Source organism: Sphingomonas sp. ERG5 (genome assembly GCF_000803065.1).
Classification (GTDB): domain Bacteria; phylum Pseudomonadota; class Alphaproteobacteria; order Sphingomonadales; family Sphingomonadaceae; genus Sphingomonas.
In genome coordinates, this window is the sequence record NZ_JSXI01000027.1 from 1 (window position 1) to 19,782 (window position 19,782).

Annotated in this window: 18 protein-coding genes and 1 tRNA gene; 12 read left to right on the plus strand and 7 right to left on the minus strand. The window is 64.6% G+C overall.

The features are described from left to right. The 3 genes from OO12_RS11055 to OO12_RS11065 form a co-directional block, all read left to right on the plus strand. Positions 1 to 619 (plus strand): TetR/AcrR family transcriptional regulator (locus OO12_RS11055; protein WP_235364756.1); only part of this gene is annotated, 619 nt, incomplete at its 5' end. Further along, entirely contained in the window at positions 616 to 1,044 is a 429-nt protein-coding gene (locus tag OO12_RS11060) for a PaaI family thioesterase (RefSeq protein WP_034158756.1), read from the plus strand. The genes OO12_RS11055 and OO12_RS11060, both read left to right, overlap by 4 nt. Then, on the plus strand, positions 1,041 to 2,147 hold the full coding sequence (locus OO12_RS11065) for an HlyD family secretion protein (RefSeq protein ID WP_034158757.1): 1,107 nt from the start codon (positions 1,041 to 1,043) through the stop codon (positions 2,145 to 2,147). Before OO12_RS11060 ends, OO12_RS11065 begins: the two co-directional genes overlap by 4 nt. Here OO12_RS11065 and OO12_RS11070 read toward each other — a convergent pair. After that, entirely contained in the window at positions 2,137 to 3,048 is a 912-nt protein-coding gene (locus OO12_RS11070; protein WP_034158758.1) for a DMT family transporter, read from the minus strand. The genes OO12_RS11065 and OO12_RS11070 overlap by 11 nt on opposite strands. Before the next feature lie 146 nt (positions 3,049 to 3,194). On the opposite strand from OO12_RS11070, the gene OO12_RS11075 reads away from it, so the two are divergent. The 4 genes from OO12_RS11075 to OO12_RS28525 all read left to right on the plus strand — a co-directional run bounded on the left by OO12_RS11075 (position 3,195) and on the right by OO12_RS28525 (position 7,727). Continuing rightward, a complete protein-coding gene (locus tag OO12_RS11075; RefSeq protein WP_034158759.1) occupies positions 3,195 to 4,856 on the plus strand; it encodes an MFS transporter in 1,662 nt (553 codons plus the stop codon). Continuing rightward, positions 4,853 to 6,028 carry an HlyD family secretion protein gene (locus OO12_RS11080; RefSeq protein WP_034158760.1) on the plus strand — a complete coding sequence of 392 codons (1,176 nt, stop codon included), beginning with the start codon at positions 4,853 to 4,855 and terminating at the stop codon, positions 6,026 to 6,028. The genes OO12_RS11075 and OO12_RS11080 overlap by 4 nt, the downstream gene beginning before the upstream one ends. After that, on the plus strand, positions 6,025 to 7,416 hold the full coding sequence (locus OO12_RS11085; RefSeq protein ID WP_200887444.1) for an efflux transporter outer membrane subunit: 1,392 nt from the start codon (positions 6,025 to 6,027) through the stop codon (positions 7,414 to 7,416). Before OO12_RS11080 ends, OO12_RS11085 begins: the two co-directional genes overlap by 4 nt. A 137-nt stretch (positions 7,417 to 7,553) precedes the next feature. Then, positions 7,554 to 7,727: a hypothetical protein gene (locus OO12_RS28525; RefSeq protein WP_160296784.1), complete on the plus strand. Its 174-nt coding sequence runs from the start codon at positions 7,554 to 7,556 to the stop codon at positions 7,725 to 7,727. Between the two features lie 220 nt (positions 7,728 to 7,947). On the opposite strand, the gene OO12_RS11090 is transcribed toward OO12_RS28525, so the two are convergent. From OO12_RS11090 to ypfJ, 5 genes are all read right to left on the minus strand, one after another. Continuing rightward, positions 7,948 to 10,047: a catalase gene (locus OO12_RS11090; protein WP_034158761.1), complete on the minus strand. Its 2,100-nt coding sequence runs from the start codon at positions 10,045 to 10,047 to the stop codon at positions 7,948 to 7,950. Between the two features lie 82 nt (positions 10,048 to 10,129). Next, positions 10,130 to 10,597 (minus strand): hypothetical protein, encoded by a 468-nt coding sequence (locus tag OO12_RS11095; RefSeq protein ID WP_034158762.1) that lies wholly within the window; start codon positions 10,595 to 10,597, stop codon positions 10,130 to 10,132. 198 nt (positions 10,598 to 10,795) lie between these two features. Next, positions 10,796 to 10,871 (minus strand) — tRNA-Ala (locus OO12_RS11100). 266 nt (positions 10,872 to 11,137) lie between these two features. Then, on the minus strand, positions 11,138 to 11,575 hold the full coding sequence (locus OO12_RS11105) for an acetyltransferase (RefSeq protein WP_034158763.1): 438 nt from the start codon (positions 11,573 to 11,575) through the stop codon (positions 11,138 to 11,140). Positions 11,576 to 11,588: 13 nt separating this feature from the next. Next, positions 11,589 to 12,500 carry a KPN_02809 family neutral zinc metallopeptidase gene (gene ypfJ, locus OO12_RS11110; protein ID WP_034158837.1) on the minus strand — a complete coding sequence of 304 codons (912 nt, stop codon included), beginning with the start codon at positions 12,498 to 12,500 and terminating at the stop codon, positions 11,589 to 11,591. 142 nt (positions 12,501 to 12,642) lie between these two features. Here ypfJ and OO12_RS11115 point away from each other — a divergent pair, with 142 nt between their 5' ends. The 3 genes from OO12_RS11115 to OO12_RS11125 all read left to right on the plus strand — a co-directional run bounded on the left by OO12_RS11115 (position 12,643) and on the right by OO12_RS11125 (position 15,353). Beyond that, complete coding sequence (locus OO12_RS11115) at positions 12,643 to 13,788, plus strand: patatin-like phospholipase family protein (RefSeq protein WP_034158764.1); 1,146 nt, start codon at positions 12,643 to 12,645, stop codon at positions 13,786 to 13,788. Positions 13,789 to 13,839: 51 nt separating this feature from the next. Beyond that, positions 13,840 to 14,625: a 3-hydroxybutyrate dehydrogenase gene (locus OO12_RS11120; protein ID WP_034158765.1), complete on the plus strand. Its 786-nt coding sequence runs from the start codon at positions 13,840 to 13,842 to the stop codon at positions 14,623 to 14,625. 101 nt (positions 14,626 to 14,726) lie between these two features. Next, a complete protein-coding gene (locus tag OO12_RS11125) occupies positions 14,727 to 15,353 on the plus strand; it encodes a DUF4893 domain-containing protein (RefSeq protein WP_052215760.1) in 627 nt (208 codons plus the stop codon). A gap of 118 nt (positions 15,354 to 15,471) precedes the next feature. On the opposite strand, the gene OO12_RS11130 is transcribed toward OO12_RS11125, so the two are convergent. Next, positions 15,472 to 16,425, minus strand: coding sequence for a cation diffusion facilitator family transporter (locus OO12_RS11130; protein ID WP_034158766.1), 954 nt, complete (start codon positions 16,423 to 16,425; stop codon positions 15,472 to 15,474). Positions 16,426 to 16,752: 327 nt separating this feature from the next. Here OO12_RS11130 and OO12_RS11135 point away from each other — a divergent pair, with 327 nt between their 5' ends. Beyond that, on the plus strand, positions 16,753 to 18,144 hold the full coding sequence (locus OO12_RS11135) for a helix-turn-helix domain-containing protein (protein WP_034158767.1): 1,392 nt from the start codon (positions 16,753 to 16,755) through the stop codon (positions 18,142 to 18,144). A 110-nt stretch (positions 18,145 to 18,254) separates the two neighbouring features. Further along, positions 18,255 to 19,721, plus strand: a complete 1,467-nt coding sequence (locus OO12_RS11140) for a S41 family peptidase (RefSeq protein ID WP_082006486.1) — start codon at positions 18,255 to 18,257, stop codon at positions 19,719 to 19,721. Positions 19,722 to 19,782: the final 61 nt, after the last annotated feature.

The window sequence follows — 19,782 nt, forward strand, 5'->3', positions numbered from 1 at the left end:
GCATCATATAAACGGAGACGACAAGATGCGCTACGACAGCGATCACAAGAGCGAGACGCGCAAGCGCGTGTTGACGGAGGCGGCGCGGGATATCCGTGCCAAGGGGCCGAGCGGCATTGCCGTCGCTGGAATCATGGCGCGCGCCGGGCTGACCCATGGTGGTTTCTATGCTCATTTCAAATCGAAGGACGATCTGATTGCCGAGGCGATCGGCACCATGTTCGACGATGCGCGCGGTCGTTTCGACAAGGTAATGGCGGAGAGCGATCCGGCCGCTGCGCTGCGCCTCTATCTCGATTTCTATCTCTCGCCGCGCCACCGCGATTCCCGCGAGCGCGGTTGTCCGCTGCCCGCCTTGTCGTCCGATCTCGCCCGGCTCGATCCGATCCCGCGTGCCCGCTTCGGGGAGGGTGTTACTGCATTGACCAATCGGCTGGCGGACGCGCTTGATCGGCACGGCATTGCCGATGCGACGGTCGCGGCATCCTCCATGCTGTCGGAAATGGTTGGCGCGGTGTCGCTGGCACGCGCGGTGGATGACCCGGCGCAGTCCGACGCGATCCTCACCAATGCCTCGGCCATGTTGCGCCAGCGCTTGAGGCTGGAGGTTGCGGCATGAGCGGGCTGAGCGGACTGGAACAGCTACGCGGAATGATTGCCAGCGATGCGCAGCCGCCGATCGGCCGGACGCTCGATTTTTCGCTGATCGAGGTGAGTGAAGGCCGCGCGGTGTTCGAGGGCAATCCCGATATCCGGACCTATAACCCGCTCGGCACAGTGCATGGCGGCTATGCCGCGACCCTGCTCGATTCCGCCTGCGGCATTGCCACTCATTCGAAGCTCGCGCCGGGGCAGAGCTATACCACGCTGGAACTCAAAGTGTCCTACCACCGCGCGATGAACGCCGACACCGGGCCGGTCCGCGCCGAAGGGACGATCACTGCATTCGGCCGCCGCGTCGCCTTTGCCGAAGCGAAGCTGACCGACGCCAATGGCCGCCTGCTTGCCTCCGCCACCTCGACACTGCTGGTGATCACGCCATGAACGCCATCACCATGCCGCTCGATGTGCCGATCAAGGCTAGGCGTAAATTGCCGCGCGCCCTGGTGGTCGGCGCGGGCGCTGTCCTGCTTGCCGGCGCCGGCGCCACCTGGATCGCCATGCCAGGTGCGAGCGAAAGCACTGACAATGCCTATCTGCGCGCCGATACGACCATCGTATCGGCGCGGGTCGGCGGCACCGTCACTGAAATGCTGGTGCGCGACAATCAGCAGGTCCGCGCCGGCGATCCGCTGATCCGGATCGATCCGCAGGAATATGACGCGAAGCTGTCGGTGGCTGAGGCCTCGGTCGGCGACGCCGATGCCGGGGTCGCCAGCGCAAAGGCCGCGCTCGTCACGTTTGTCGCGGACCGGCAGGTCGCCGAGGCGGACGTCGATGTGGCGCAAAGCACGATCGTCTCGGCCGACGCCGAACGTCGCCGGGCGGAAGCGGATACCGCACGGTATCAGGCATTGTCGGAGCAGGGCTTCGTGACCCGGCGCGACGCCGAGCGCATTGCGGCGGCGGCGATCGATGCCCGTGCCCAGCTGCGCCGCAGCGTCGCCAGCCTCGCGGTCAGCCGCGACAGGGCAACGGCGACAAGCGTCCGGCGCGCCGCGCTGGAAGCCGACCTGGCCAAGGCGGAAGCAGTGGCGGCTCGCGCTCGCGCCAGCCTGAGGCTGGCGCAGCAGGATCGCGGTTATGCCTTTGTGCGCGCGGCGGTGTCGGGCACGATCGGCAATCGCCAGGCGCAGACCGGCGACCTGGTCCAGCCCGGCACGCGCCTGCTGAGCATCGTGCCCCAGGCCGGGCTTTATGTCGTGGCAAACTTCAAGGAGACTCAGACTGGCCGGATGCTGATCGGCCAGCGCGCGCGGGTGAAGGTCGATGCGCTGGGCGGTAAACCGCTGACCGGCCGGATCGACAGCTTCGCGCCGGCGTCGGGCTCGGAATTCGCGCTGTTGCCGTTCGAGCCCGGCTCGGGCAATTTCACCAAGATCGTGCAGCGCGTGCCGGTGCGCATCGCGCTCGATCCCGGACAGCCAATGCTTGCGCGGCTGCGCCCTGGCCTGTCGGTGACCGCGACGGTGCGCGTCAAGCCTTAGCCGTCTCGCGGTGGAGCAATGCCGCCATCGCGATGCCGCTCAAGATCAACGCCATGCCGACGAGGTGGTATGGGTGGAGCGCTTCGCCAAGCACCGCCGCCGCGAGCCCGGCACCGAACAGGGGCATCAGGCTGATCGTTTGTCCGGCACGCGCCGCGCCGATCGCATCGACTGCTGAGTTGAACAGGAAATAGGCCACCACCGACGGCAGTATCGCGACATAGGCGAACGCGCCGATCACCGCCGGCCGCCAGACGATGCCGGTGATGGTGTGCCATTCCGAAAGGGCGAGCGGCAGCATGGTCAGCGCCGCGATGGTGAAGGTGACGAACAGGAAGCTCAACTGGTGAAGGGCGGGCCGGATGCGCAACAGGCTGGTATAGATCGCCCAACCGAGCACCCCGCACAGGATCAGCAGGTCGCCAAAGCCGAGTTGTAGCCCCATCAGCACTTGCAGGTCTGCGCGGACCACCACCACCGCCACGCCGAGCGTCGACAGGATGACCCCGCCGATCTGCCATCCACCGGCGCGTTCGCGGAAAAAGATCGCGTTGCACATCAGCACCAGCGCGGGGATCGCCGCCTGCAGCAATAGCCCGTTGGTCGCAGTGGTGTGATGCAAGCCCCAATAGAGGAAGCCGTTGAACCCCGCGACGCCGACCAGGCCGAGCAGCAGCACCGGCCGCCATCCCGCGAGCAGCGCCGCGCGGTCGCGTCGCAGCGAGGTCCATGCGAGCGGCAAGAGGATGATCAGCGCACCGGTCCAGCGGACAAAGGCGAGGGTGAAAGGCGGGATATCGTCCTTCACCGCCCGCGCGACGATCGAATTGCCTGCCCAGAACAGCATCACGATCGCAAGCATGAGATAGGCGCGGGTGACGTTGGGGGCAGGGCGGGTCATTGCGCTTCCCTAGCGGCGGGACGACGTGTGGGCCAGTGCATGGGCGCGAGCGTGATGCGCCAACCCTTCCGAACGGGAAGGGTGGAGCATGGGAGGAAAAGGGAATTCCATGACCCTTTTCGGTCGATCGTGCGTATAACGTAACGATGTTCGCGCGCCGCCTCCGCAATTTCTTCACTGAGGAGCAATGGACTTTCGCGCCGCACGAACGTGCGATGATGCCGGGGTCGCCGGCGTCGCCCGCTCATCCGACCGGGCGGCGCTACGCTTATGCTGCGATCGCGATCCTGGTCGGGCTGACCGGCGGGCTCGGCAATGCACTGATTTCAGTCAACACCACGACGTTGCAAGGCTCGCTCGGGCTCGACCCTGCCGAGATCGCCTGGCTGCCGACGGTCTATGGGATGACCAACACGTCGATCAACCTGCTGCTGATCAAGTTCCGCCAGCAATATGGCTTGCGCCCCTTCACGATGATCTTCCTCGGCCTCTATGTCCTGCTGACCTTCGCGCATCTGTTCGTGCATGATTTCTGGTCGGCGATCGCGGTGCGCGCGGCGAGCGGCATGGCGGCGGCCGCGCTGTCCACCCTGTCGCTTTATTACATCATGCAGGCGCTGCCGGCGAAATGGCGGCTGAAGGGCGTGGTGCTCGGCATCGGCATTCCGCAATGCGCGCTGCCACTGGCGCGGCTCTTCTCGCCGGACCTGCTGGCGATGTCGCAGTGGCGTGCGCTATACCTGTTCGAGCTTGGCCTGGCGCTTGCCTCATTCGCGGCGGTCGCCTGGCTCAGGCTGCCGCCGACCGAGCGTAAACAGGCGTTCGAGCCGCTCGACTTCGTTACCTTCGTCCTGTTCGGCGGCAGCGTCGCGCTGTTTGCCGCGGTGCTGGGCGAAGGGCGGATCGTTTGGTGGACCGAGGCACGCTGGATCGGCTGGGCGCTGATCGCCGCAATTCCGATGTTCGCCGCCGCGCTGGCGATTGAGCATGGCCGCGCCAATCCATTGCTCAACACGCGCTGGCTGGGCAGCGCCGACATCCTGCGCTTCACCATCGTCACGATCATGGCGCGCATCGTCCTGTCGGAACAGACGTTCGCGGCGGTCGGGCTGCTCAATACGCTTGGCCAGAACAACGACCAGCTCGGGCCACTGTTCGCGATCATCTTCCTCGCCTCGGTCGCGGGCGTGGTGGCGAGCGCGGTGACGCTGAACGTCGAACGGCTGACGCATCCGATCATGCTCGCGATCGGGCTGGTCGCGGTCGCGGCGTTCGTCGATTCCTTCTCGACCAGCCTGACCCGCGCGCCGCAATTCTATTTGACCCAGGCGGTGATCGCCTTTGCCGCGACCTTCTTCCTCGGCCCGGCCTTGCTGTTCGGCATGACGCGCGCGCTGCAGCAGGGAGCGGGGCATATCATCAGCTTCATTGCGCTGTTCGGTATCGTCAATTCGATCGGCGGCCTTGGCGGCGCGGCCTTGCTCGGCACCTATCAGACGATCGCGGAGAAAGCGCATAGCGCGGCGATCGTCCAGTCGATCGACCCGACCGATCCGCAAGTCGCCGCACGGCTGGCGGCGGGCGGGGCAGGGGTTGCCCGCGTGGTCGGCGATCCCACGCTGCGCGCCGCGGAAGGCGGTGCGCTGCTGTCGCAAACCGCGACGCGCGAGGCCAATGTTCTGGCCTATAACGACACGTTCCGGTTGATCGCGGTGCTTGCCGCGCTCACCACTCTGTACCTCGCCTTCCTGCTTGCGCGCCGCAGTTGGCGCGCCCGTCGGGCGGCAATGATCGAGGCTGCGACATGACCGATATTCGAACCCCGCCGCCAGCCGCGCCAGAAATCGCGACCACGCCGGTCGCCGCCGCGCCGGTGACGGAGGAACGCGCCGCCGAAGCGCCGGCCGCTCCCGTCGGCTCGGGCTGGAAGCCGCCGCGAGACTCGCGCACTGTCCTGATCATCATCGCGGTAATCGCGGTCGCGGGGGTCCTTGCGGTGCTCGCCGCCTGGCGGCTGCCGCCCTTTGCGAGCGATTTCCAGTCGACCGACAATGCCTATGTCCGAGGCCGCACCACAGTGATCAGCCCGCAGGTCAGCGGCTATGTGACGCAAGTGTATGTGCGCGATTTCGATGTCGTGAAGGCCGGGCAGCCGTTGGTCCAGATCGACGACCGCATCTATCGCCAGCGCGTCGAACAGGCCGGCGCGCAGGTTGCCGGGCAGGAAGCGACCCTGGCCAATAGTGAGCAGGCGGCGCGGTCGCGCGCGGCAAGCTTGCAGGCGCAGGATGCCGCGGTCGCCAATGCACAGGCGCAATTGCTGCGCGCCCAGGCCGATATGAACCGCGTCAACGACCTGGTTACAGACGGATCGGTGTCGCTGCGCGAGCGCGACCAGACGCTGGCGGCGCTGCGCCAGGCGCAGGCGGGCGTGCTGCAGGCGCGCGCCGCGCGCGAGATCGCGCGGCAGGATATTCGCACCGTGGAAGTGGGGAAGGGCGGGCAACAGGCCGGGGTCAGCGGCGCGGAAGCGGCGCGGCGACTGGCGCAGATCGACCTCGACAACACCATCATCCGCGCGCCCGAAACCGGGCGGCTGAGCGAAGTCGGCGTGCGGCTCGGCCAATATGTCACCAGCGGGTCGCAACTGATGTTCCTGGTCCCGCCCGAAACCTGGGTGATCGCCAATTTCAAGGAAGCGCAGACCGCACGCATCCGCGTCGGGCAGCCGGCGAGCTTCACGGTCGACGGCCTTGCCAATGCGCGGCTGACCGGCCGGGTCGAACAGTTGTCGCCCGCGGCTGGGTCGGAATTCGCCGTGCTCAAATCGGACAATGCGACGGGCAATTTCACCAAGGTGCCGCAACGCATCGCAGTGCGTATCCGCGTCGATCCGGGCCAGCAGCTCGCGGCGCAGCTCAGGCCCGGCATGTCGGTGCAGGCACGCGTCGACACCGCCGGCACGCCGAAAATCCGATGAACGCCCGGCTGCTTTCTCCGTTGCTGATCGCGGCGATGGCTGGCGCCTGCGTCGGTCCGCGACCCGAAGCGCCAGCCGCGGCCACCGTGGTGGCGCCGCCCGCCTGGCGCACCGCGCTTGGCCCGGGCGAGCCGGTGCGCGCGGATTGGTGGGCGGCGTTCGGCGATCCATTGCTGACCGGGTTGGTCGAGCGCGCTTTGGCCAATAATCCCGATCTCGCCGCCGCCGCCGCGCGGGTCGAGGAGGCGCGCGCGCAGGAACGCCTGTCGCGCGCGCAACTCTTGCCTCAGGTCAACGCCGCGGCCCCGGCATCGGAGGCACGCGCGCTCAACCCGTTCGGCATCGCGACGACAAACACCGGGGCGCAGCCGACCATCTCGGCCAGCTATGATCTCGACCTGTTCGGCCGGCTGCGTCAGGCCAACGCCGCGACCCGCGCGCAATTGCTGGCAAGCGAAGGCGCACGCGACACGGTCCGCCTCGGCATCGCAAGCAGCGTGGCGACCGGATATATCACGCTGCGCGCGCTCGATGCCCGGCTCGCCGTGGCGCGGGATACGCTGGCGTCGCGCGGCGAAGCGCTGCGCATCGCGCGCCGGCGTGCCGAAACCGGCTATACCTCCAACCTCGAACTGCATCAGGCCGAGGGCGAGTATCGCGCGACCGAACAGCTCGTGCCGCAGGCCGAACTCGCGATCAGCCGCCAGGAGAATGCCCTTCGCCTGCTGCTTGGCGAAACGCCCGGGGCCGTCGAGCGCGGAACCGCACTTGCGTCGTTCACCGCGCCGTCGATCCCCAACGGCCTGCCCGCTGACTTGCTGCGCCGCCGGCCCGACTTGTTCCAGGCCGAGCAGAGCCTCGTCGCGGCGGACCGTTCGCTCGACAGCGCACGGGCGGCGATGTTGCCCAATCTCAGCCTGACCGGATCGGCTGGCCTGGTCCTGTCCACGGCACTGTCGGATCCGGTCGGCGTCTTCTCGCTCGGCGGCAGCATCCTGTCGCCGATTTTCGACGGTGGCCGGTTGCGCGCCCAGGCCGATGCCGGCGCCGCGCGCCGCGACCAGGCCGCCTTCGCCTATCGCAAGGCGGCGCTGACCGCGTTCCGCGAAGTGGACGACAGCCTGGCCGGGGTGCAGCGATCGGGTGAACAGGCCATCGCCATCGCCGGGCAGCGCGATGCGCTGGCGGCGGCGCTGCGCAATGCCAGCAACCGCTACCGCGCGGGCTATTCCTCTTATCTCGATCAGCTCGACACGCAGCGCGGCCTGCTCACCGCCGAGCTGGCGCTGGTCCAGGCGCGCGCCGACCGGCTGACGGCTTATGTCGCGTTGTATCAGGCCTTTGGCGGAGGATGGTCGCAACGGGATGTGGATGGCGTGTCGCGCTAACCTGAGCTCGAGGGCTGGGAGGCGGGCGGCAAACCACACTGCCGCTCCACGGCACTAAACTGTCATTGTCACTCGTTATAGCGACAGACAATACGCCGATTGCGATCTATGTTCGACCACGAGCCTTGAGGAGGCACATGATGTGGAGCTTGTCGATTGTTGCCGCCATCGTCGCAATTACAGCAGCAGCTGCGATCAAGGTGATTGGCGATTTACGCCAGCGCAGGCGCGAGCAGCGGCGCGACCGGTTCTTCGTGCATACTTTTGAACTGCCGAATGATGACAGGAAATTGCCGGAAGGTTGGCGTTAGTACAATTTGAATCGCTGCTGTTCGCGCATTTCCATTGAGAGGGTCGGTCGGAACTCGCGCTCGGCGAGCATCCCGGCACCCTTGTTCGCGCCTCTGCAGAGCCCATGCGGAGCGAATCGCGATTGGGCAGGATAATCACCAGCTTTTCCAATCGCCAGGCAACGCGGTGCACTGGCGGCGGCTCCCACGCGCCGCCGCGCCTCTTCGATCTCCTCTGTCGTCAGGCGAGCGTGCGGACGCCCGGCTCGCGTGCCCAATAGCGTTTGGCTGCAGCGGTGATGAAGCTCTTGTCGAGCGCCACTACGCCTTTGTCGGGCACGACGCCGGCCTTATCAAGCAATGGCTGTGCTTCCGCCGTATGGCCGATTGCTTTGAGATGGCCGAACGCATCCATCACGAACTGCACCGCTGCCGATTCCTTGAGCAATGCTGCACACCCCTCATCGGACAGCGCCACGGCGATCGCATCGGCGAGCACTGACGGATAGCCGGCAAGCTGCGCATCGGCCTTGAGTAGCGATCCGTCGGACAGCGTCGCGCCACCGATGCGCGGCGCGACGATCACCGCGCGAGCGCCGGCCCCCTCAATCGCTTTGATCATGCTCGCCACGACCTTGGCGTCCGAGCCGTCAGCGACGAGCATGGCGATCGAATGACCATTGATATCCTTCGGCGCGCGTGGCCCGTCAACGATGCGCAGGGCAGGGGACGGGTCGAGATCCTGCACCACCTTCGCCGCCTTGGATGCTTTGGGTAGCGGCATGTTGAGCCCCTTGGCGACACGCTTCGCCAGGTCCGGATCGACATTGACCAGATTTGACAGCATCCGCGTACGGACATGCTCGAGCCCGACCTTGGACAGCTCGAACACCAGGGCCGAGGCGAGATGCGCCTGTTCCGGCACGGCGAGCGAGCGGAAGAACAATCGCGCCTGGCTGTAGTGATCGGCGAAGCTGTCGGGACGGATGCGCAGCTTGTCGCCCTGTTCGTCCTCACCATCGCGGCTGGGGAAAGTGCCGAAGCCGGTCATCGGGCATTCGCGCGGCCCACCATCTTCGCCCGCCTCGGCCAGGCTGTTGGGCTCGTAATTGGCGCGACCCTTGGGCAACGCCATCTGCATCTGTCCGTCGCGCTGGAAGTTCATCACGGGGCATTTCGGCGCATTGATCGGCAGTTGATGGAAATTGGCCGTGCCGAGCCGCGACTTTTGCGTGTCGAGATAGGAGAAGAGCCGGCCCTGCAGCAGCGGATCGTTGGTGAAATCGACTCCCGGCACGACATTCGCCGGGCAATAAGCGACTTGCTCCGTCTCGGCGAAGAAATTGTCGGGATAGCGATCCAGCACCATGCGTCCGACCAGTCGCACCGGCAGCACTTCTTCCGGAATGATCTTGGTCGGGTCGAGTACGTCGAACGGCATGCTGTCGGCAAACGCCTGGTCAAACGCCTGGATGCCCAATTCCCATTCGGGGAAATCGCCGCGGTCGATCGCTTCGAACAGGTCGCGGCGATGGAAATCGGGATCGGCACCGGCGATCTTTACCGCCTCGTCCCAGCAGGTCGATTGTACACCTTGTTTGGGCTTCCAGTGGAATTTGACGAAGGTCGATTTGCCCTTCGCATTGACTAGCCGGAAGGTGTGGATGCCAAACCCTTCCATCGTGCGCAACGAGCGCGGGATGGTCCGATCGGACATCGCCCACATGATCATATGCGTCGCTTCGGGCATCAGGCCGATGAAATCCCAGAACGTGTCGTGCGCCGATGCCGCCTGCGGATAACCGGTCTGCGCCTCCATTTTTACCGAATGGATCAGGTCGGGGAATTTGATCGCGTCCTGGATGAAGAACACCGGGATATTATTGCCGACCAGATCCCAGTTTCCCTCCCGGGTGTAGAATTTGACCGCGAAACCACGCACGTCGCGCGGCGTGTCGACCGACCCGGCGCCGCCGGCGACGGTCGAAAAGCGGGTGAACAGCGGCGTCTTTTCCCCCGCGCGCTGGAACAGGTCGGCCTTGGTGATGTCGGCCAGGCTTTCGTACAGTTCGAAATAGCCGTGCGCAGCCGAGCCGCGGGCGTGGACGATGCGCTCCGGGATGCGCTCATGATCGAAATGAAAGATCTTCTCGCGCAGCACAAAGTCTTCGAGGAGGACAGGGCCACGAGGGCCGGACTTCAGCTGGTTCTGATTGTCGGAGACGCGGATGCCCTGGTTGGTGGTCAGGCCAGTCGCCGCTTCGTCACCCGTCTGCTGATGGGTCTCGCCGCCATTGCCTGGCTTGATCGCATCGGACTTGATGTCGCTTTTCGTTGCCATGGTGCATTCCCTCCTGGATGTGCCCGTTCAACCGCCGGGCGCGCCCTTAAGGTCCACCTTTTCGGAGGTGACTTGCTTTCGATCAGGGTGATTTTTTCCGCTTGAGCCGGCGCGCGTTGGCGGTCGCCTGTTTGTGGATTGGCGCGAGGCCAACTGCACCGAGGTTCGCGCCGCGTTCGGCGGTGCTGAGCGCATAGCTGGTCGCGCGCGATCCGGCGGCGTTCATTTCCCCCAGGGTCGGTGTGCGGCCGCGCAACGCGATGCCCCAAAAGGCCTGCATTTCCGTCAGCAACGCCGCCTGCATCGACCACCATTCGTTCGCCATCGCCATGCCGGACTTCGAAAAAGCATCGACCTTTTCCGGGATCATGCGGGATAGTTCGGCATAATCGCCGGCCAACGGATTGCGGATGGCCGCGTCGATCATGCCGGCGCGGCGCTCGACCACGCTGTTGGAGGCCGCGAGCGTCTCCATCGTGCGCAACCCGGTGCGTGACAGGTCGGCCCAGATCGAGGTGAGGCGCAGCCAGGATGAAAAGGGATCGGCCATGTCGAAATCTCCGCCGCCCGGAATCGGGCACGGGGTGAACGCGGCGGAGCGAAGGATGGGTACGGGCGAGGCGCTATATTTATGCGGAATGATAATGATTTCGCCCCTTTTGTGAGGGGCTGGCTTTGGGCCATCACGGTCTCGTGACAGGAACGGCGTTGGAGCTGACGCCGCTGAACTACTTCAATGAATTAGGCTTGGTGGAGCTGAGGGGAATCGAACCCCTGACCTCTGCAGTGCGATTGCAGCGCTCTCCCATCTGAGCTACAGCCCCGCTCCACCCCGGCATAGCCGGAGTGTCGCCTCTAGCGAGGCTTTTTCCGGGATGCAACCGGGTCTCCGATGGCTTTGGATACGATATGGCGTCGAGCCGCATATGGCCGGCGGTGACGTGCGCGGCGGAGTAGGCAAGTGTCGGAGAAAAGGGATTTTTTATCCCTTTACGAGTTGAGAGCGATCTCCCTTTCTTGCTCTCGTTTCGCGTTCCTCCCCCCTTTCCCGGAGGCGGGGAGCGGGGTGTCGAAGAGACAAGAAACAGGCTCAGTCTCGACGCATGACCAGTAAGGGATAGGGGCGACCCTCGCCATCGATCGGCTTGCGATCGATTGTGCGGAAGCCCCAATGTTCGTAGACCGCCCGCGCGGCGTGGTTCTGCTCATTGACCTCGACGGTCAGCGGGACGCCCTTCGGCATGGCGGCATCGACCAGCGCGCGCCCGACGCCCTGGCCGTGGCAAGCCGGATCGACGAACAGGGCGTTAATCGCCGTGCCATCCTCCACATCGATAAACCCAAGCGCAACGTCATTATGGTCCACCGCCACGGTAAAGAACGCCGCCGGGAAATACGCGGTGCGGACCATGTCGGTGATGCCGGCGAGATCGTCGGGCGACAGGAAATCATGCGTGGCGTGAACCGCCGCTTGCCACACTTCGAACAGCCTGGGTCGGTCGGCATCGATAACGGATCTGATCTTCATACGCTTTGGTTCTTCATACGCCCGCGTTGAACGTATCGCACTGACGCGGGTCACCGCTGTCGATCCCGCGCTTGAGCCAGGCCTGGCGCTGCGCCGAACTGCCATGCGTGAAGCTGTCGGGCACGACGCGGCCCTGCGACTCGCGTTGCAGCGTATCATCGCCGATCGCTTGGGCGGCGGTCAGCCCTTCCTCCAGGTCGCCCGGCTCCATGCGGTCGCGATTTTGTGCAGCCCATACCCCGGCATAGCAATCCGCTTGCAGCTCGAGCTTGACCGACAACGCATTGCCCTCGGTACGGCTGCTGCGCTGCATCGCCGATTGCACCTTGTCGGAGGTGCCAAGCAGATTCTGGATATGATGGCCGAATTCATGCGCGATGACATAATCCTGCGCGAAATCCCCCTTCGCCCCAAAGCGGTCGGCCAGCTCGGCAAAGAAGCTGGTGTCGAGATAGATGCCCTGGTCGCTGGGGCAGTAGAAGGGCCCCATGGCCGATTGTGCCGCGCCGCAGCCCGACTGGCCCTGGCCGCCATAGAACACCAGCTTGGGTTGGCGGAAATTGCTCCCGAGCAGCTTTGCCCATGTCTTGTCGGCCGAACTAAAGGCGTTGCACGCGGCGCGCGCCGAAGCGTCGGTGGTGCAGGCGGACGCTGCGGTGCCATCGCTGACGCGTGGCTGCTGGCCGATCTGCGCCGTCGGGGCGGAACTCTGGGTCAGGCTGCCGAGATTGGAGATGCCGCCGCCGAAGAAGAACATCACCGCCAGCAGTACCGCGACGCCGGCACAGCCGAAACGGCTGAACACGAGCGGTAACAGGCCAAGCAGCAAACCGCCGCCGCCACCGCCGCCCAGGTTGAAGCCGCCGCCACCCTGGCCGCGCTGATCCTCGACATTGATGTTGGGATCGAAATCATCGAGCCGCATGGCGAATGTCCCGTTCGTTGCCGTTGCGCCATGAATGCGCAGGGAATGGGCTGGTTGCAAGACATGACCCGATTCCTTGCATGACGTCGAATTCATCAAACTGTCGTTGAACCGGGCGCGTCGGCGGCCCATGTGCCACGCCATGGCCGATACAGAACCCGCTTCGAAGCCGCGCCGCAGGGCAAAGGCATTGCCGCTGCCCGAGTGCGTGGCGCTGGTGTTGCAAGGTGGTGGCGCTCTGGGCAGCTACCAGGCCGGCGTGATCGAGGGGCTGGCGAGCAGCGGGATCGAGATCGACTGGGTCGCCGGCATCTCGATCGGTGCGGTCAATGCGGCGATCGTCGCGGGCAATCCGCCCGAGCGGCGCGTCGAGCGGCTGACCGCATTCTGGGACACCGTCACCGGATCGCTGCCCAGTTTTCCGATCTTTCCCAATGATCATGTGCGCGAATTCGTTCATGAATGGTCGGCGGGCTTTGTCGCGATGACGGGCGTGCCGGGCTTTTTCAGCCCGCGCATGATCCCGCCCGCCTTTGCCACGCCGGGCACACCCGAGGCGCTGAGCTTCTACGATTCCGCGCCACTGAAGGACACGCTCAACGAACTGATCGACTGGGACTTGCTCAATCACGGTCCGGTGCGGCTTTCGGTTGGGGCGGTGGATGTCGAGAGCGGCAATTTCCAATATTTCGACACGACGGAACGCACCATCGATGCGCGCCACATCATGGCGTCGGGCGCGCTGCCGCCTGGCCTGCCGGCGGTCGAGATTGACGGGCGGCTGTGGTGGGACGGTGGCTTGGTGTCGAACACGCCGCTGTCGCACGTGCTCGACAATCAGTTCGACGAGACATTGGTGTTTCAGATCGACCTGTTCTCTGCCACCACCGAGAAGATGAAGACGATCATGGACGTCATGGCGCGCGAAAAGGAAATCCGCTTTTCGAGCCGCACGCGTGAGGTTTCGAGTCAGCTGATGCGCTTGCGGCAGGATCGCGAGGCAATCCGCAAGGTGCTGGCGAAGCTGCCCGAAGGGATGCACAATGATCCCGACGTCGTCGCGCTGACCGCGCGTGCGGCGGAGGACCCCGTCAACCTCGTCCATCTGATCTACCGCGCCAATGCGTGGGAAGGCGGCAGCCGCGATTTCGAATTTTCGGCGCGAACCATGCGCGAGCATTGGGAGGCCGGGCAGTTGGCGGTCGCGGAGACCATGGCCAATTCTCAGCTGGTCGCGGCCAATATCCTGACCGGCAAGAGCGCCGCGTTCGACCTCACCACACGTTAGAGTCCAACCCCCGCATTTTAATCCAGCACTTCCAACCAAAGGAGTTTGTCGATGTTCCTCAAGGGTAAGAGCGCGATCATCACCGGATCCACATCGGGCATCGGCCTGGCCTATGCCAAGGCGTTCGCTGCCGAGGGGGCAAGCGTCGTGATCAATGGTTTTGGCGATGCCGCTCAAATCGAAACGGAACGCGCCGCACTTGAGGCGACGAGTGGCGCCAAGGCGCTCTACGACGCCGCCGACATGACCAAGCCCGATCAGATCGCGGCGATGGTTGCGCGCTGCCATGCCGAGCTTGGCGGGCCGGACATCATCGTCAATAATGCTGGCATTCAGCATGTCGCGCCGATCGAGGATTTTCCGGCCGACAAGTTCGAGGCGATCATTAAGATCAACCTGACCTCGGCCTGGTACCTCATCCAGGCGGCGGTGCCGTTGATGAAGGCGGCGAAGTGGGGCCGGATCATCTCGACCGCATCGGCGCATTCGCTCGTCGCGAGTCCCAACAAGAGCGCTTACGTCATGGCCAAGCATGGCATTGCCGGCCTGACCAAGACGATCGCGCTGGAAACCGCGACGCATGGCATCACGGTCAATTGCATTTCGCCCGGCTATGTCTGGACGCCGCTGGTCGAAGGTCAGATTCCTGACACGATGAAGTCGCGCGGACTGACGCGCGAGCAAGTGATCAACGATGTCCTGCTTGATGCGCAGCCGACCAAGGAATTCGTCACACCGGAACAGGTCGCGTCGCTGGCGCTCTATCTGTGCGGTGACGCGGCCAAGTCGATCACTGGTGCGAACCTGTCGATCGATGGCGGCTGGACCGCCGCCTGATCGGCCATCCTGCCCGTCCGGTGGCTGAAACGGCTTGGCAACCATGGCGAGACGTGGTTCGTTGACTGATACTTGGTCAATAAACTGGTCGCGCATTGATGATGAAATCCTGGTTTGCCCTGGCCGCTTGTGCGGCGCTGACGGCGTGCGGCGGCAAGGGCGATCGTCCTGCCGTCGGTGCCGTGCCTGCCGCGATGGACTGGCGGCAGGTGGCGACCAAGGGCGACCGTCAACGCCTGCGGAATTGGCGCGGCGCCTGGATAACGGCGCTGGCCAAGGCGCAGGCGTCGGGCAATGGTCCGGCGATCGCGGCGCAGGGCGTATTGTTCGAACCGGACCGGGCGCTCGTCAATGCTGTGCCGCCGCCGGGAGATTATCGCTGCCGGATATTCAAACTTGGCGCGAATGGTACGGCGATGCACGATTTCACCGCTTATCCCTGGTTCGGATGCCGCGTTGGTATCGAGGGTGGCGTGTCGAGCTTTTACAAGGCCGATGGATCGCAACGGCCGGTTGGGCTGGCCTTTCCCGATGGCGACATGCGCGGCGTGTTCCTCGGCACCATGATGCTGGGCGATGAAACCACGGCGCTCGAATATGGGCGCGACGCCGAACGCGACATGGCAGGGGTCATCGATCGTGTCGACGATAAGCGATGGCGCGTCGCGCTGCCTTACCCGAAGTTTGAATCCATTCTCGATGTGGTCGAGATCGTGCCGGCTACCTAAAGCGGTTTCGAGCGAAGTCGATAAACAGCCATAGACAGCCATAGGATGTCGCGCGCAGTTTATCGACTTCGCTGGCAACGAACCGAAGGAGGGTGTTCAGCCCAGCGCCGCCCCGGGTTCAGGGCGTTTTTGCTTCGACGCTGATCGGTGGTGCGTCTTCGGCCTTTTCCGGACGGATATAGATTGACGACAGCATTGGTTCGGCCGCCTTCAGTTCGGCTTCGATGCGCTCGATCAGTGTCTCGGCGTCGCCCATCGATAATGTGTCGCGGAAGTCCGCGCTGATCGCGACGAAGATTCTGTCTGGCGCGGTGTGGATGGTGCGGACATGGTTGACCGTGGTGATGTCTGGATAGCGATCGACGATCGCGCGGACCTTTGCGACGACCGCGGCATCGGCGCCTTCGCCGATCAACAACCCCTTGGCTTCGCGCGCGAGGAAGATCGCCACCAGCGCAAGCACCACGCCGATCGCGATCGAGGCGATCCCGTCAAGGCGCGCGTCATCGAAGAAATGGCTCGCCCAGATGCCGATCGCGGCGATGATCAGCCCGGCGAGTGCCGCGCTGTCTTCGAACAAAATGATGAAGCCCGCCGGGTCTTTCGAATCCCGGATCGATTGCCACCAGCCGACCGCGCCGCGCGTCGCGTTGAATTCGCGCATCGCGATGAACCATGATGTCCCCTCCATGGCGAAGGCGACGCCAAGCACGATATAGTTGAGCAGCGGGCTGCTCAGCTCTTCCGGATGGATGAAATGCTCATAGCCTTCATAGACCGAAATGCCCGCACCGGCCGCGAAGATCAGGATCGCGACGACGAATGACCAGAAATAGAGCTCGCGGCCATGCCCGAACGGATACGCCTCATCGGGTGGCTGCTTGCCGCGTTTCTGACCATAGAGAAGCAATATCTGGTTGAGGCTGTCGATGACCGAATGGAACCCCTCGGTCAGCATCGATGACGATCCGGAAATCCCCGCGGCGATGAACTTGGCCACCGCGATGCCCAGGTTCGCGGCAAGCGCGGCCAGGATGACCAGATTGGATCCGCCCTGTTTGGATGCCGACATCGCTGTTCGCCCTGCTTTTGCGCAGCCTTATGCGCGCGGGGCAGCGAGGGCCAACGGAAATGCCCGCCGCGATTGCGCGCGGCGGGCATCCTTTCCTCCCCAGGAAACTCTCAAGGCCTTGGCAGGGCAGTGACGGTCTTTACAATCCCGCCTGTCCGCCATTGCGAAGTCGAGGCCGAATTCGCCTAATTCCGGGGGCTGTGCCAGCCCTATGAGGGGTGCTGGTTGGTCATGTTGTCATGATGGATCGACATCATTGTTGTCCGATTGTAAAGATATGACATCCCAGCGTCGTAGTGCTGCGATTGCGCGGGGTGAAGGGGTGTCATGGCCGATCGCAAACTCTTTGCCGGGCACGCCGTGCGCCGGTTACGGCGTCAGGCGGGGCTGACTCAGGCGGCGATGTCGGAAGCGCTGGTGATTTCGCCCAGCTATCTCAATCTGGTCGAGAAGAACCAGCGACCCTTGTCGGCGTCGCTGCTGGTCAAGCTGGCGGAAGCGTTCGACTTCGATCCGCGCGCGCTTGCCGCCGGTGAGCCGGGCGGTGGGGAAGCGGCGATCCGCCGCAGGCTGGCGGATCCGATCTTCGCCGATCTGGAAATCGACCGTAACGAAATCGAGGAATGGCTCGCCGGAGCGCCGGGCGGTGCGGAAGCATTTGCGCGTGCTTATGATCGGATCGGCGCGGGCGGCGGGGATGCGCCGGGGGCGCTGACCACGGACCCGATCGGTGAAGTGCGGCGCGAAATCGAGCGCTGGCGCGGGCATTTTGCCGACCTCGATACGATGGCTGAAACGCTGGCCGACGAATTACGGCTCGGTGCGGGCGATCTCTATGGTGCGATCTCGGACCGGCTGCGCGTCAAGCATCAGTTGACCATTCGCGTGCTGCCGATCGACGTGATGCCCGATCTGCTGCGCCGTACCGACCTGCATGCCCGCCAGCTGCAATTGAGCGAGACGCTCGATCCCGCATCGCGCACTTTCGCTGCCGCCTATCAACTGGCGCAGATCGAGGCGCGCGCCGAGATCGAGGCGCTGGCCAAGGGGGCGGGCTTTGCCGAACGCCAGGCGGAGCGGCTCTATCGGCGTCATCTCGCCAGTTATTTCGCAGCCGCCGTGATGATGCCCTATGCGCGCTTTCTCCGTGCGTGCGAGGCGACCGGCTATGACCTCGAATTGCTCCAGCGCCGTTTCGGGGCCGGATTCGAACAGGTCGCGCATCGGCTAACCACCTTGCAGCGTGTCGGTGCGCGTGGGTTGCCTTTCTTCATGGTGCGCATCGACCGGGCCGGGCAGGCGTCGAAGCGTTTTTCCGGCGCCAGCGGCGCGGCGCTGGCCGAGGCCGAGGGGCGGTGCCCCTTGTGGAGGCTGCATCACGCCTTTGATCGCCCCGGCAGTCTCGCTGTCCAGCTGGTCGAGCTGGAGGACGGCTCGCGCTGGCTGACCATGGCGCGATCGGTGTCGCCGCAGGGACGGCAATATGGCGCGGTGCCGGCCGAGTTCGCCGTCGGGCTTGGCGTTGCGGCGGAACAGGCCGGCTCGCTCGCCGTGGCGCGTGGCATCGACCTGAAGCGGGAAGGGACGCCGATCGGTCTGGGATGCCGGGCGTGCATGCGTGGCGGTTGCCCGCAACGCTCGGCGCCACCGGCCGGCCGGGCGCTGGTGATGAATGACCGCGAGCGCGGCGTCAGCGCATTGACCTTTGGGGGCGACTGATCGGGCCGTGACTTCGGGGCGCTCGGCGGCACATGCGATGCGGATGTAATTGCCTGCTGACACGGCGATGGTTTCTGCGACAATCAGGCGAAGTCAGGGGGACAGACTCGATGCACCATCGTCCGATCGCTACGCTATTGGCGCTCTCCGCAATGCTGTCCGCTTGCGGCGGCGGCGGGTCGTCTGGATCGGTCGGTGGCTCGACGCCGACCCCAACGCCGTCTTCAACCCCGACGCCAACCGCGGCGGGCTGTTCGTTGCGCGAACGGCAGGATTGGGCCGCGGCGCAGTTGCGCGAATGGTATCTCTTCCCGGAGACATTGCCGACCAGCTTGAATCCGGCGTCCTATGCTTCGGTCGATACCTATATCGATGCGCTGACGGCCACCGCGCGCAGCCAGCGGCGCGATCGTTACTTCACTTATCTGACCTCGATCGCCGAGGAGGATGCCTATTATCAGTCGGGCTCGAGCGCGGGGTATGGCTTCCGCCTGGGGCTCGATGCGTCGCGGCGCCTGTTCATCACCGAGGCGTTCGAGAACTCGCCGGCACAGGCCGCCAATGTCGGGCGCGGCGCGGAGATCGTCGCGATCGGCACCACCACCAGCAATTTGCGGACGGTGAGCGCCATTGTTGCCGCTGAAGGGACGGCGGGCCTGATCGACGCGCTCGGCCCCGATACCGTGGGTACGTCGCGCGTGCTGCAATTGGGCGGGGCGGGTGGCAATCGCATCGTGACCATCGCCAAGGCCGATTTCGACTTGCAGCCGGTGTCATCGATCTATGGCGCGAAGGTCATCAATGATGGCGGGCGCAAGGTCGGCTATGTCAATCTGCGTACTTTCATCTCGACCGCCGACCCGCAGCTGCGTGCGGCATTCGCTCAATTCCGCGCCCAGGGCGTCACCGACATCATCGTCGATGTGCGCTACAATGGCGGCGGCCTGGTTTCGATCGCCGAACTGTTCGGTGACCTGCTGGGGCGCAATCGTTCGACCTCGGATGTGCTCAGCTACACCAGTTTCCGATCCGAGAAATCCTCGAACAACCGAACCCGCAACTATACCTCGCAAGCGGAATCGGTGGGAGTGACCCGGATCGCGTTCATCGGCACGGGCGGCACCGCCTCGGCCAGCGAACTGGTGATCAATTCCACCATCCCGTATCTGCATGCCAATGCCGGGCTGATCGGCACCAACACCTATGGCAAGCCGGTCGGGCAAATCGCCATCGATCGCGTGACATGCGATGACCGGCTGCGCGTGATCGCCTTCGCGACACAGAATGCCGCGCGCCAGGGCGATTATTTCAACGGTCTCGCGGGTACGGTGGAGGCAAGCTGCCAGGCGCCGGACGATATCGGCCACCAGCTTGGCGACCCGCTGGAAGCATCGACCCGGCAAGCGCTGGATTTCCTCGCCGGACGTTCCTGCACCCCGATCTCCCCGGCGGCCGTGTCGGCATCAGGGCAGCGGACACAGGCGCAGGCACAGCGGCAGGCGTGGGAAAGCGAGCGGGAATTGTTGAGCCCGACGCGCCCCTCGACCGCGCAACGCGAAGTGCCAGGGCTGTTCTAGCGCTGTAATTTTCTTTACAAAATTACAGAAATGTTCGGTCGGATTTGACAGGTAAACTTTT